Source organism: Streptomyces sp. NPDC040610, assembly GCF_055594065.1.
The window spans coordinates 397,958-412,662 of record NZ_JBVIXA010000002.1 but is presented as its reverse complement, the minus strand read 5'-3'; the positions used below and the strand labels follow the sequence as shown (position 1 = coordinate 412,662).

The window sequence follows — 14,705 nt, the reverse complement described above, 5'->3', positions numbered from 1 at the left end:
CGCAACGAACACGTCCGCACCGCCGTAAGGAGTACACGCCAGATGGAGAACGAGGACAAGCTCCGCGATTACCTCAAGCGGGCCACCACCGATCTGCGCAACACGCGCCGACGCCTGCGCGAGGTCGAGGACCGGGAGCACGAGCCCATCGCGATCATCGGGATGAGCTGCCGCTACCCCGGCGGCGTGGCCTCGCCCGAGGACCTGTGGCAGCTCGTCGCCGACGGCGGGGACGCCGTGGTGGAGTTCCCGGCCGACCGCGGCTGGGACGCCGACGCGCTCTACGACCCCGATCCGGACCACGCGGGCACCTCCATCACCCGGCACGGCGGCTTCCTTCAGGACGCCGCGGGCTTCGACCCGGCGTTCTTCGGGGTCAGTCCGCGCGAGGCCGCGGCGATGGACCCGCAGCAGCGCCTGCTCCTGGAGACGTCGTGGGAGGCCTTCGAGCGCGCGGGCATCGACCCCGTGCAGGCCAAGGAGACCAGGACCGGCGTCTTCGCGGGCGTCATGTACAACGACTACGCGACGCGGCTGCCGCAGGCGCCCGAAGGGTACGAGGGCTTCCTCGCCAACGGCAGCGCGGGCAGCATCGCGTCCGGCCGCATCGCCTACACCCTCGGCCTCGTCGGGCCCGCGGTGACGGTGGACACGGCGTGCTCCTCGTCGCTGGTCGCCTTGCACCTCGCGATGGTGGCGCTGCGCCGTGAGGAGTGCTCCCTCGCCCTGGCGGGCGGCGCCACGTTCATGGCCACGCCGCGCACGTTCGTCGAGTACAGCAGGCAGCGCGCCCTGTCCGTGGACGGCCGCTGCAAGGCGTTCTCCGACAGCGCCGACGGCACCGGCTGGGGCGAGGGCGTCGGCATGCTCCTGGTGGAGCGCCTGTCCGACGCCCGCCGCAACGGCCACCCGATCCTCGCGGTGGTCCGCGGCTCCGCGGTCAACCAGGACGGCGCGTCCCACGGCCTGACCGCGCCCAACGGCCCCTCCCAGCAGGCCGTCATCAACCAGGCCCTGGCGAGCGCGCGGCTCACCCCGGCCCAGGTCGACGCCGTCGAGGCGCACGGCACCGGCACCACCCTCGGCGACCCCATCGAGGCGCACGCCCTCATCGCGACCTACGGCGCCGAGCGCACCGAGGAGCGCCCGCTGTGGCTGGGTTCGCTGAAGTCGAACATCGGCCACTCCCAGGCGGCGGCCGGGGTCGGCGGCATCATCAAGATGGTCATGGCGATGCGGCACGGCACGCTGCCCAGGACCCTGCACGTCGACGAGCCGAGCAGCCACGTCGACTGGTCGGCCGGCACCGTGGCGCTGCTCACCGAGGCACAGCCGTGGCCGGAGACCGGCGAGCCGCGCCGCGCCGGTGTGTCCTCGTTCGGCGTCAGCGGCACGAACACCCACGTCATCCTGGAGCAGGCGCCCGCCGCCCCGGAGGAGACGCCCGCCGCCGACCCGCGGCCCACGACGGACGCCGACACGTCGGCCACCCCCGTCACGCCCTGGACGCTGTCCGCCCGCACCCCCGACGCGCTGCGCGCCCAGGCCGACCGGCTCCGGTCCGCCGTGGCGGCCGCCGCCGACTTCGACCCGGCGGGCACCGGCTTCTCCCTGGCCACGACCCGCTCCCTGTTCGAGCACCGCGCCGTGCTGGTGGCCGAGGACCGCGCCACCACCCTCGACCGGCTCACCGCCCTCGCCGAGGGCCGTGGCGGTCCTGGCGTCGTCGTGGGCGAAGCCGCATCACACCGCCTGGGCTTCCTGTTCTCGGGCCAGGGCTCCCAGCGCCTCGGCATGGGACGTGAACTGGCGGCCCGCTTCCCGGTGTTCGCGGAGGCGCTGGACGAGGTCCTGGGTGAGTTCGATCCGTCGGTACGTGGCGTTCTGTTCGGTGGGGATGCCGACGCGCTGAATGAGACCGGGGTGACGCAGCCCGCGCTGTTCGCGGTCGAGGTGGCGCTGTTCCGGCTCCTTGACTCCTGGGGTGTGCGCCCCGACGTGCTCGCCGGGCACTCGATCGGTGAGCTGGCAGCGGCGCATGTGGCCGGGGTGTGGTCGCTGTCGGATGCGGTCAAGGTGGTGTCGGCGCGGGGTGCGTTGATGCAGGCGCTGCCGTCCGGTGGTGCGATGGTCGCGATTCAGGCGTCGGAGGCTGAGGTCTCTTCCGAGGGCTTGCCGGAGTCGGTGGGTATTGCGGCGGTTAATGGTCCCAACTCGGTGGTTGTCTCCGGTGTGGCCGCTGACGTCGAGGCGGTCGCCGAGAGCTGGCGCGAGGCGGGCCGCAAGGCGACCCGGTTGAAGGTCAGCCACGCGTTCCACTCCCCGCTCATGGACCCCATGCTCGACGACTTCCGCCGGGTCCTTGAGGGTGTGTCGTACGAGACGCCCCAGATCCCCATTGTGTCGACGCTGACCGGTAGGCGGGCCACGGCCGAGGAGCTGGCCTCCCCGGACTACTGGGTGCGGCACGTGCGCGAGTCCGTACGCTTCGCCGACGCCGTCGTGGCGCTGCGCGAGCAGGGCGCCGACGTGTTCGTGGAGGTCGGCCCCGGCGGGGTGCTGTCCGGTCTCGGGCAGCTCACCGCCCCGGAGGCCGTCTTCGTACCCGCCCTGCGTGGTGATCGCCCCGAGCTGGTCGCACTGACCACCGCCGTCGGCCACCTGCACGTGCGCGGTGTCGCGGTGAACCTGGCCGCCTGCTTCGACGGCGGCGGTGCCCGGCGCGTGGACCTGCCGACGTACGCGTTCCAGCGCGAGCGCTACTGGCTGGACGCCGATCCCGTCGAGGCGGGCGTCGAGCGGATGTCGCCGGTCGAGGCGCGGTTCTGGGAGGTCGTCGAGGAAGGCGACATCGCCGATCTCGCCCGCACCCTTGAGGTGTCGTCGGACGATCCGCTGAGCGCGGTGCTGCCTCGGCTGTCCGCGTGGCGCAGGAAGCAGCGGGACCGGTCTGTCGCCGATGGCTGGCGGTACGGGGTCGAGTGGCGGCCCGTGTCCGCCGTGTCCCGACAGCTCGCCGGTTCCTGGCTGGTCGTCGCTCCGGCGGGCGAGGACCGCACCGAGTGGGTGCGTGCGGCGCTGGCCCGAGGCGGTGCCGACGTCCACACCCTGGACGTAGAGCGTGTGGCGGTCGACTGGGCGGAGCAGTTGAGCGACCTGCCCGCCCTCGACGGCGTCGTCTCGCTGCTCGGGTTCGCCGACGCGGGCGAGTCGGCCGTCCCCACGGGTGTCGCGGCCACGATCGGTCTGTTGCGCGCCCTGGGTGACGCGGACGTGTCCGCGCCGTTGTGGTCCCTCACGTCGGGCGCGGTGGCGGCGGCCGAAGGCGACGCGGTCCCCGGGATCGAGCAGTCGATGCTGTGGGGCCTCGGCCGCGTGGCCGCCCTGGAGCACCCCGACCGCTGGGGTGGGCTGGTCGACGTACCCGCGGCGCCGGACGAGACGACCGGGGACCTGCTGGCCTCCGTCCTCGCCGGGACGGGCGGCGAGGACCAACTCGCCCTGCGGGGAACCGAGATACTCGGCCGCAGGCTGGCGCCCGCCCCGCTGGGCGGTGCCGCCGGAGAGGGCTGGACGCCGCGCGGCACGGTCCTGGTGACCGGCGGCACCGGTGCCCTGGGCGGCCACGTGGCGCGCTGGGTCGCGGCACACGGCGCCGAGCACGTCGTCCTGGTGAGCCGTCGCGGTGCCGCGGCCGAAGGCGCCGCCGCGCTGGAGGCCGAGCTCGACGAGCTCGGCGCGCGGGCCACCTTCGCCGCCTGCGACATGGCGGACCGGGACGCGGTCGCGGGGCTCCTGGAGAGCCTCCCGGCGCTCACCGCCGTCGTCCACACGGCGGGCATCGAGCGCTCCGCCGCCCTCGCCGACCTCGACCCGGACGACCTCACCGCATTCGGCGACGTACTGGCCGCCAAGGTCGACGGCGCCCGGAACCTGCACGAACTCCTGGGCGACACCCCGCTGGACGCCTTCGTGCTGTTCTCGTCCATCGCCGGAGTCTGGGGCAGCGGCGGCCAGGCCGCCTACGGCGCGGCCAACGCCTACCTCGACGCCCTCGCCGAGCACCGCAGGGCCGCGGGCCTGCCCGCCACCGCTGTCGCCTGGGGCCCATGGGCCGACGGCGGCATGGTCGCGGACGCAGGTGCGGACGTGGCCGCGCAACTGCACCGCAGGGGCCTGACCACGATGGCCCCCGACGCGGCGCTCGCCGGTCTCGGCGCGGCCATCGACCACGGCGACGGACAGATCACCATCGCCGACGTCGACTGGTCCCGGTTCGCGGGCACCTTCATGGCGCAGCGCCCCAGCCCCCTCCTCGGTGAACTCCCCGACGTCCGGGCCGCGTTCGCCGCCGCTCCGGCCGAGCAGTCCACGTCGGCGCTCGCGCAGCGCCTGGCCGGGCTCGACGAGGCCGAGCAGGAGCGGCAGCTCACCGACCTGGTCCGGTACGAGGCGGCCGCCGTGCTCGGCCACGCGTCCGGCGACGCCTTCTCGGCCACCCGCGCCTTCCGCGACCTCGGCTTCGACTCCCTGACGGCCGTCGAGCTGCGCGCCCGCCTCAGCGACGCCACCGGCGTCGCCCTGCCCGCCGCCGTGGTCTTCGACTACCCGACGGCCGCGGCGCTGGCCACCTATCTGCGTACCGAACTGTCCGGCGCCGCCGCACCCACCGCCGGTGCGGCCGTGACGGGTGTGACCGACGAGCCCATCGCGATCGTGGCGATGTCGTGCCGGTTCCCCGGCGGCGTGGCCAGCCCGGAGGACCTGTGGCAGGTGCTGCGGTCGGGCGTGGACGCGGTGACGGACTTCCCGACCGACCGCGGCTGGGACGTCGAGGCGCTGTACGACCCGGAGGGCGCGGGCGTCGGCACGTCGTACTCCCGCATGGGAGCTTTCCTCGACCGCGTGGCGGACTTCGACCCCGCGCTCTTCGGGATCTCCCCGCGCGAGGCCCTCGCCATGGACCCGCAGCAGCGCCTGCTCCTGGAGACCTCCTGGGAGGCGTTCGAGCGTGCGGGCATCGACCCGCAGTCGCTGCGCGGCAGCCGGTCGGGCGTGTTCGTCGGCACCAACGGCCAGGACTACACCCGGCTGATGATGGCCGCTCAGGACACCGTCGACGGCTACTTCGGCACCGGCAGCGCGGCGAGCGTCATCTCCGGCCGGCTCTCGTACACGTTCGGCCTCGAAGGCCCCGCGGTGACCGTGGACACGGCGTGCTCGTCGTCGCTCGTCGCCCTGCACCTGGCTGTGCAGGCCCTGCAGAAGGGCGAGTGCGAGCTGGCGCTCGCGGGCGGCGTGACGGTGATGTCGACACCCGCCGCGTTCGTGGAGTTCAGCCGCCAGCGCGGGCTCTCGGTGGACGGCCGGTGCAAGGCGTTCGGCGCGGACGCCGACGGCACCGGCTGGGGCGAGGGCGTCGGCATGCTGCTCGTCGAGCGCCTGTCCGACGCCCGGCGCAACGGCCACCAGGTCCTCGCCGTCGTGCGCGGCTCCGCGGTCAACCAGGACGGCGCGTCCAACGGCCTCACCGCGCCCAACGGCCCCTCGCAGCAGCGGGTCATCCGCGCCGCGCTGGCGGCCGCGGGCCTGGCGCCGTCCGATGTGGACGCGGTCGAGGCACACGGCACGGGTACGAAGCTGGGCGACCCGATCGAGGCGCAGGCGCTCCTCGCCACCTACGGCCAGGACCGTGCCGGTGAGCCGCTGTGGCTCGGCTCGATCAAGTCGAACATCGGGCACACGCAGGCCGCCGCCGGTGTCGCCGGTGTGATCAAGATGGTCATGGCGATGCGGCACGGCGTGCTGCCGCGCACGCTGCACGCGGACGAGCCGTCGCCGCACGTGGACTGGTCCGCCGGTGCGGTCGAGGTGCTGTCGGAGGCCCGGCCGTGGCCTGCCGCGGACCGGCCGTGGCGTGCCGGTGTGTCGTCCTTCGGGTTCAGCGGCACCAACGCGCACGCCATCATCGAGCAGGCCCCCGTGGTTGTACGGGAGGACGTCCCGGAGCCGCTGCCGGTCGGCGCGGTCGTCCCGTGGCTCCTGTCGGCCAAGACCCCCGAGGCGCTGCGGGAGCAGGCCGGGCGGCTCAAGTCCTACGTGGACGCGGCTCCTGAGCTGTCCGTGCCGGACGTGGGCCGTGCGCTGGTGTCCTCGCGGGCGGTGCTCGAGCACCGGGCCGTGGTCGTCGCCGCTGACGCCGCAGACTTCCGGTCTGGCCTGGCCGCGCTCGCCGAGGGGCGTGCCGGTTCGGGTGTCGCGGTGGGTGAGGCGGCGCCGCACCGGCTGGGCTTCCTGTTCTCGGGTCAGGGGTCGCAGCGCCTGGGGATGGGCCGTGAACTGGAGGCCCGCTTCCCGGTGTTCGCCGAGGCGCTGCACGAGGTGCTCGCGGAGTTCGACCCGTCGGTGCGTGCCGTCCTGTTCGGCGCGGACGCCGATGCGCTGAACGAGACCGGGGTGACGCAGCCCGCGCTGTTCGCGGTCGAGGTCGCGCTGTTCCGCCTCCTTGAGTCCTTGGGCGTCCGGGCCGACGTGCTCGCCGGGCACTCGATCGGCGAGCTGGCCGCGGCGCATGTGGCCGGGGTGTGGTCGCTGGCGGACGCCGCCAAGGTCGTGGCCGCGCGCGGTGCGCTCATGCAGGCGCTGCCGTCGGGTGGCGCGATGGTCGCGATCCAGGCCACGGAGGCCGAGGTCACGTCCGACGACCTGCCGGAGACCGTGGGCGTCGCTGCCGTCAACGGGCCCTCGTCCGTTGTCATTTCGGGTGTCGCCGCCGATGTCGAGGCGGTCGCCGGGCGCTGGCGTGCGGCGGGCCGGAAGGTGTCCCGCCTCAAGGTCAGCCACGCGTTCCACTCGCCGCTGATGGACCCGATGCTCGACGAGTTCCGGGCGGTGGTCGAGGGAATCGAGTGCGGCGCACCCGAGATCCCGATCGTGTCGACGCTGACCGGACGGCTCGCCACGGCCGAGGAGCTGGCCTCCCCTGACTACTGGGTGCGGCACGTGCGCGAGTCCGTGCGCTTCCATGACGCCGTCGTGGCGCTGCGCGAGCAGGGCGCCGACGTGTTCGTGGAGGTCGGCCCGGGCGGAACGCTGTCCGCACTCGGCCTGGGCAGTGCGCCCGACGCGGTGTTCCTGCCCGCGCTGCGCGCCGACCGGCCCGAGGAGAACGCGCTCGTCGGCACGGTCGCCGCGCTGCACACGCAGGGCGTGCAGGTCGACTGGTCCGCGTACTTCGCGGGCGGCGGCGCCCACCCCGTCGACCTGCCGACGTACGCGTTCCAGCGCGAGCGCTACTGGCTGGACGCCACCTCCGTCGATGACGGCGTCGAGCGGATGTCGCCGGTCGAGGCGCGGTTCTGGGAGGTCGTAGAGGAAGGCGACATCGCCGATCTCGCCCGCACCCTTGAGGTGTCGTCGGACGATCCGCTGAGTGCGGTGCTGCCCCGGCTGTCCGCGTGGCGCAGGAAGCAGCGGGACCGGTCTGTCGCCGATGCCTGGCGGTACGGGGTCGAGTGGCGGTCGGTGTCCGCCGGGACGCGGCAGGTGGACGGTGTCTGGCTGGTCGTCGCTCCGGCGGGCGAGGACCGCGCCGAGTGGGTGTGTGCGGCGCTGGCCCGCAATGGAGCTGACGTCCGCCGCCTGGACGTAGAGCCTGAGGCGGTCGGCTGGGCGGAGGAGTTGAGCGACCTGCCCGCCCTCGACGGCGTCGTCTCGCTGCTGGGGCTCGCCGACGTGGGCGAGTCGGCTGTGCCCACGGGCGTCGCGGCCACGGTCGACCTGCTGCGGGCGCTCGGTGACGCGGGTGTGGAGGCGCCGTTGTGGTGCCTGACGTCCGGTGCGGTGGCGGCGGTCGAGGGCGACGCCGTCACCGGGTTCGAGCAGTCGATGCTGTGGGGTCTTGGCAGGGTGGCCGCCCTGGAGCAGGCCGGTCGCTGGGGCGGTCTGGTCGACGTACCGGCGGTGCCGGACGAGGCGACCGGCGATCTGCTGGCCTCCGTCCTCGCCGGGACGGGCGGCGAGGACCAGGTCGCGCTGCGCGGCGACGGGATCCTCGGCCGCAGGCTGGCGCCCGCGCCGCTCAGCGCGGTCGGCTCCGGCTCCGGTTGGACGCCGCGCGGCACGGTCCTGGTGACCGGCGGCACCGGCGCCCTGGGCGGCCACGTGGCGCGCTGGCTTGCGGCGAGCGGCGCCGAGCACGTCGTCCTGGCGGGGCGTCGCGGCCCGACCGCCGAGGGCGCCGAGGAACTGCGGGCGGAGCTCGTCGAGTTGGGCGCGCGCGTCACCATCGCCGCCTGCGACGTGACGGACAAGGACGCGGTCCGTGCGCTCCTGGAGAGCGTCCCGGCGCTCACCGCCGTCGTCCACACCGCGGGCATCGAGCGCTCGGCAACCCTCGCCGAGCTGGACCGTGACGACCTGGCCGACGTCCTGGCGGCGAAGGTCGACGGCGCCCGGAACCTGCACGAACTCCTGGGCGACACGCCGCTGGACGCCTTTGTGCTGTTCTCGTCCATCGCCGGAGTCTGGGGCAGCAGCGGGCAGGGCGCGTACGCGGCCGCCAATACCTACCTGGATTCCCTGGCCGAGCACCGCAGGGCCGCGGGGCTGCCCGCGACGGCGGTCGCCTGGGGGCCGTGGGGCGGCGGCGGCATGGTCGCCACCGCCGAGCAGACCGCGCTGCTGCAACGTTGGGGCCTGTCCACGCTGGTTCCGGCGGTGGCGATCGCCGGTCTGGCCACGGCCTTGGAGCGCGGTGACGGGAATGTCGTCGTCGCCGATGTCGACTGGTCCCGGTTCGCGGGCACCTTCATGGCGCAGCGCCCCAGCCCCCTCCTCGGTGAACTCCCCGAGGTCCAGGCCGCGTTCGGCTCCTCTTCGACGGACCACGGCACGTCGGCGCTCGCGCAGCGCCTGGCCGGTCTCGACGAGGCGGAGCAGGAGCGGCAGCTCACCGAGCTTGTCCGGTACGAGGCGGCCGCTGTCCTGGGCCACGTCTCCGGGGACGCGTTCTCCGCGACCCGCGCCTTCCGCGACCTCGGCTTCGACTCGCTGACGGCCGTCGAGCTGCGCGCCCGCCTCAGCGACGCCACCGGTCTCGCCCTGCCCGCGACCCTGGTCTTCGACTACCCGACGGCCGCCGTCCTGGCCGCGTACCTGCGTACCGAACTGTGCGGCGCGAGCGCGGCACCCACCGCCCAGGCTCCGGTCGCGGTCCCCGGTGTGAGCGACGAACCGATCGCGATCGTGTCGATGTCGTGCCGGTACCCCGGAGGCGTGTCCAGCCCGGAGGACCTGTGGAACGTCCTCCTGTCCGGCGGCGACGCGGTGACGGAGTTCCCGGCCGACCGCGGCTGGGACGTGGAGGCGCTCTACGACCCCGACCCGGACGCGGTCGGCACCACGTATCTCCGCTCGGGCGCGTTCCTGTCGGACGTGAGCGGCTTCGACGCGGGCTTCTTCGGGATCTCCCCGCGCGAGGCCCTCGCCATGGACCCGCAGCAGCGACTCCTCCTGGAGACCTCCTGGGAACTTCTCGAGCAGGCCGGGGTCGACCCGGCGTCGCTGCGCGGTGGGAGCGTCGGCGTGTTCGTGGGCTCGAACGCGCAGGACTACGGCCTCGTGCTCGGCGAGGCCGCCGAGGACACCGGCGGCTACATGGCGACCGGCAACGCGGCCAGCGTCTCGTCCGGCCGCCTGTCCTACACGTTCGGCTTCGAAGGCCCCGCCGTCACCGTCGACACGGCGTGCTCCTCGTCGCTGGTCGCGCTGCACCTGGCGGTGCAGGCGCTGCGGACGGGCGAGTGCGAACTGGCGCTCGCGGGCGGCGTGACGGTGATGTCCACGCCCGGCGCGTTCATCGAGTTCAGCCGCCAGCGCGGCCTGTCCCTCGACGGCCGCTGCAAGGCCTTCGCGGCCGCCGCCGACGGCACCAGCTGGGGCGAGGGCGTGGGCATGCTCTTCGTGGAGCGCCTGTCGGACGCCCAGCGCAACGGGCACCCCGTCCTCGCGGTGATCCGCGGCTCCGCGGTGAACCAGGACGGCGCGTCCAACGGCCTCACCGCACCCAACGGTCCCTCGCAACAGCGCGTCATCCGCCAGGCCCTGGCCGGCGCGGGCCTGACCGCGGCCGACGTGGACGCCGTCGAGGCGCACGGCACCGGCACGAAGCTGGGCGACCCCATCGAGGCCCAGGCGCTCCTCGCCACCTACGGGCAGGACCGCCCCGCCGACCGGCCGCTGCTCCTCGGCTCCGTGAAGTCCAACATCGGGCACACGCAGGCCGCCGCCGGTGTCGCCGGAGTCATCAAGATGGTCATGGCGATGCGCCACGGCGTGCTGCCCAAGACCCTGCACGTGGACGAGCCGTCGCCGCACGTCGACTGGTCGGCGGGCGCGGTGGAACTGCTCACGGACTCGCGTACGTGGCCCGCCGTGGACCGGCCGTGGCGTGCCGGTGTGTCGTCCTTCGGGTTCAGCGGCACCAACGCGCACGCCATCATCGAGCAGGCCCCCGAGGCGACACCCGCCGAGGAGACCGGGCCGTCGGAGCCGGGCGTCGTGCCGTGGGTCCTCTCGGCCCGCACCGGCGCGGCGCTGCGGCAACAGGCGGCGCGACTCCGCGACGACCTCGACCGCCAGGTCGACGTGCCGGTCGCCGACGTCGCCCACTCGCTGCGGTCCCGGTCGGCGTTCGACCACCGCGCCGTGGTCGTGGGCGTGGACCGCGAGGAGTTCCGCAGCGGCCTGACCGCCCTCGCCGACGGCCGGGAGGCACCGAACGTCGTCACCGGCGTGGCGGACGACCGCGGCACCGGCCCGGTGTTCGTGTTCCCCGGCCACGGCACCCAGTGGGTCGGCATGGCCCACGAACTCCTGGAGTCCTCGCCCGTGTTCCGCGCGCGGATGGAGGAGTGCGCCGAGGCCCTCGCCGAGCACGTCGACTGGTCGCTCCTCGACGCGATCCAGGACCCCGGCCTGATGGAACGCCTCGACGTCGTCCAGCCCGCCCTGTTCGCCGTCATGGTGTCGCTCGCCGCCACCTGGCGGTCCTGGGGCGTCGAACCGAGCGCCGTCCTCGGGCACTCCCAGGGCGAGATCGCGGCCGCCTGCGTCGCGGGCGCCCTGCCCCTGAAGGACGCGGCACGGCTCGTCGTCCTGCGCAGCAAGGCACTGACCGCGCTCGCCGGACAGGGCGGCATGGTGTCCGTCGCGCTCGGCGTGGACGCCGTACGGGAACTCCTCACGCCGTGGGACGGCCAGCTCGACGTCGGCGTGGTGAACGGCCCCGCCTCGGTCGTCGTGTCCGGGGACACGGCCGCCCTCGACGAACTCATGGAGGTCTGCGCCGAGAAGGGCGTGTGGACACGGCGGGTCCAGGCGGACTACGCCCCGCACTCCCACCACGTCGAGCGGATCGAGGCGGACCTCGTCGCGGGTCTCGCGGACGTGTCGCCGCGCTCCGGCGACGTACCGTACTTCTCGCCGCTCACCGGCGGCTGGCTGGACACCCGCGACCTCGACGCCGCGTACTGGTACCGCAGCCTGCGGCAGACCGTGGAGTTCGCGGACTCCGTCTCCGCCCTCGTGGCGGCGGGCTTCAGCACCTTCGTCGAGGTCAGCCCGCACCCGGTCCTCGTGGCCGGGCTCGGTGAACTCGTCGGCGCCGACGGCGTGGTCGTCGGCTCGCTGCGGCGCGGCGACGGCAGCGAGGGACGGCTCATGGCCTCGGCGGCCGCGCTGTTCGCACGCGGCGGCCGCGTCGCGTGGCAGCTCCCCGCGGCACGGCGGGTGGACCTGCCGACGTACCCGTTCCAGCACGAGCGCTTCTGGCCCACGGCGGCGCACACCGCGTCCGGCGACGTGACCTCGGCCGGCCTCGGCCGCGTCGACCACGCCGTCCTCGCCGCCGTCACCGAACTCGCCGACTCCGAAGGCCTCGTGTTCAGCGGCAGGCTGTCCCTGCGCACCCATCCGTGGCTCGCCGACTACCGCGTCCTCGGCACGGCGGTGCTCCCCGGCGCGGCCTACGTGGACCTCGCGCTGCGCGCCGGAGACCACGTCGGCTGCGCGTCCCTGGACGACCTCGTCCTGGAGGCGCCCCTGGTGCTGCCCGAGCGGGACGGCGTCCAGGTGCGGCTCGGCCTCGACGGGCCCGACGCCTCGGGCCGACGGGCGTTCACCGTGGACTCACGGGGCGACGGCGGCGGCGCCTGGACCCGCCACGCCACCGGCACCCTGGCGGCCGACGCCGCACCCGTCGCCGACGACCTCGCCGCCTGGCCGCCCACCGAGGCCGAACCGGTCGAGATCGACGACCACTACGCCACCGTCGCCGCCTCCGGCCTCGACCACGGCCCCGCCTTCCAGGGCCTGCGCGCCGCCTGGCGCAAGGGCGACGAGGTGTTCGCCGAGGTCGAGCTGCCCGACGGCCTCACCGAGGACGGCTTCGGCCTGCACCCGGCTCTCCTGGACGCCGCGCTGCACACGGCCGGGCTCGGCGTCAGCTCGGACGGGCTGCCGTTCTCGTGGGCCGGGGTGCGGCTCCTCGCGACCGGCGCGACCGTGCTGCGGGTCCGCCTCACGCCGGTCGGCGTGGACGCCGTGGCGGTCCTCGTCGCCGACGGCTCCGGCCAACCGGTAGCCGCCGTCGACCAGTTGAGCCTGCGGCCGGTCTCGGCCGACCAGCTCGACCTCGCCCGGTCCGCCCACCGCGACTCGCTGTTCGAGGTGACGTGGGTCCCGGTACGCGACGCGGCTCCCGACACCGGCACCTGGGCGGTCATCGGCGGCGACACCGCCCGCCTCGCCCACGCCCTGACCGCGGCGGGCGAGCCGGTCGACACGCACGACGACCTGGCCGCGCTCGTCGCCGCCGTCGACGGGGGCGCGCCCGCGCCCCGGTGGGTGGCGGTGACGCCCGGGGAGAGCGCGACGACGCCGCGCGAGGCGACGCGCCACACCCTCGACCTGCTCCAGACCTGGCTCGCGGACGACAGGTTCGCCGACAACCGGCTCGTGCTCCTGACGAGCGGCGCGATGGCGGCGGGCCCGGACGAGGACGTGCCGGACCTGGTCCGCGCACCCGTCTGGGGCCTGGTGCGGACGGCGCAGTCGGAACACCCCGAGCGGTTCGTGCTCGTCGACGTCGACGAGCACGAGAAGTCGCTGCGCGGGCTGCCCGCCGCGGTGGCCACGGGGGAGCCGCAGCTCGCGATCAGGAACGGGACGGCCTCGGTGGCGAGGCTGGCACGGCTGACGGCTCCGGCCGAGGCGCCGGTCGGGACGCCGGGTGAGGGTGCCGGGGCGCGGGCCGCCGACGCGCAGCCCGCAGCCCCGGGCGAGAGCTCCGATGCCGAACTCGTGGCACCCGCAGAGCCGTTGGCGTTCACCGCCGACAGCACGGTGCTGATCACCGGCGGACTCGGCATGCTCGGCGGCCTGACCGCACGCCACCTCGTCACCCGCCACGGAGTCGGCGAGCTGGTCCTGACAGGGCGCCGAGGACCCGCCTCGCCGGGCGCGGACGACCTGCGCGGGGAACTGGAGGAACTGGGCGCACGCGTCACGATCGTCGCGTGCGACGTGAGCGACCGCGACGAGGTCGCCGCGCTCCTCGCCGCACACCCCGTGACCGCTGTCGTGCACACCGCCGGTGTCCTGGACGACAGCGTGATCGAGTCCCTGACCCCCGAGCAGGTCGACGCGGTGTTCCGCCCCAAGGCCGACGCCGCGCTGCACCTGCACGAACTGACCCGCGACCTGGACCTGTCGGCGTTCGTCCTGTTCTCCGCCATCGCCGGAGTGCTCGGCAGCCCCGGACAGGGCAACTACGCGGCCGCCAACACGTTCCTCGACGCGCTCGCCCAGCACCGCAGGGCCGCCGGACTGCCTGCGACCTCACTGGCCTGGGGCCTGTGGGCCGAGGCGAGCGGCATCACCGGGCACCTCGACGACGCCGACGTACAGCGGATGGCACGCGGCGGCATGGCCCCCCTGGCCTCCGCCGACGGCATGGCGCTGTTCGACGTGGCGCGCGCGACCGGCGCCGCTACGGCCGTGCCCGCCGCGATCGACCTGGCGGCGCTGCGGGCCCACCCGGAGCACGTCCGGCCGCTGCTGCGCGGCCTGGTGCCCACGCCCGCCCGCAGGGCCGCCAGGTCCGGCGACGGCTCCGGCACGGTCTCGCTCGCCCAGCGCCTCGCGGGCCTCACCGAGGCGGAGCGGGACCGCACCCTCGTGCAGCTCGTCCGCACCCACACGGCGGCCGTGCTCGGCTTCACGGGACCGGAGGCCGTCGAGGCGGAACGGGCCTTCAAGGAACTCGGGTTCGACTCGCTGACCGGCGTGGAGCTGCGCAACAGGCTCGACGCCGAGGTCGGCTCGCGACTGCCCGCCACCCTCGTGTTCGACCACCCGACACCGGCGGCACTCGCGGCCCATCTGCGGGCGACGGTGCTCGCGGACGACCACACGCCCGCCGCCGAGGTGCTCGGCGAACTCAACAAGCTGACCGTCAGCATCTCCAAGCTCGACCCGGACGACGCGCTGGTCGGAGACATCCGGCTGCGGCTCCGCTCGCTCCTGTCCACATGGGACGACAAGGAACCCGAGGCGACGACGGGCGACCTCGACGCGGCGACGCTCGACGACGTGTTCAACATCATCGACGAGGAACTTGAGTCCTGATCCGCAGGTCCGGACTT

Annotated in this window: 1 protein-coding gene; it reads left to right on the top strand. The window is 74.5% G+C overall.

The window, feature by feature from the left end; genetic code table 11:
- Positions 1 to 42: 42 nt before the first annotated feature.
- A complete protein-coding gene (locus tag ACZ6AA_RS08420) occupies positions 43 to 14,688 on the top strand; it encodes a type I polyketide synthase (protein ID WP_471456951.1) in 14,646 nt (4,881 codons plus the stop codon).
- The last annotated feature ends 17 nt before the right edge of the window (positions 14,689 to 14,705 follow it).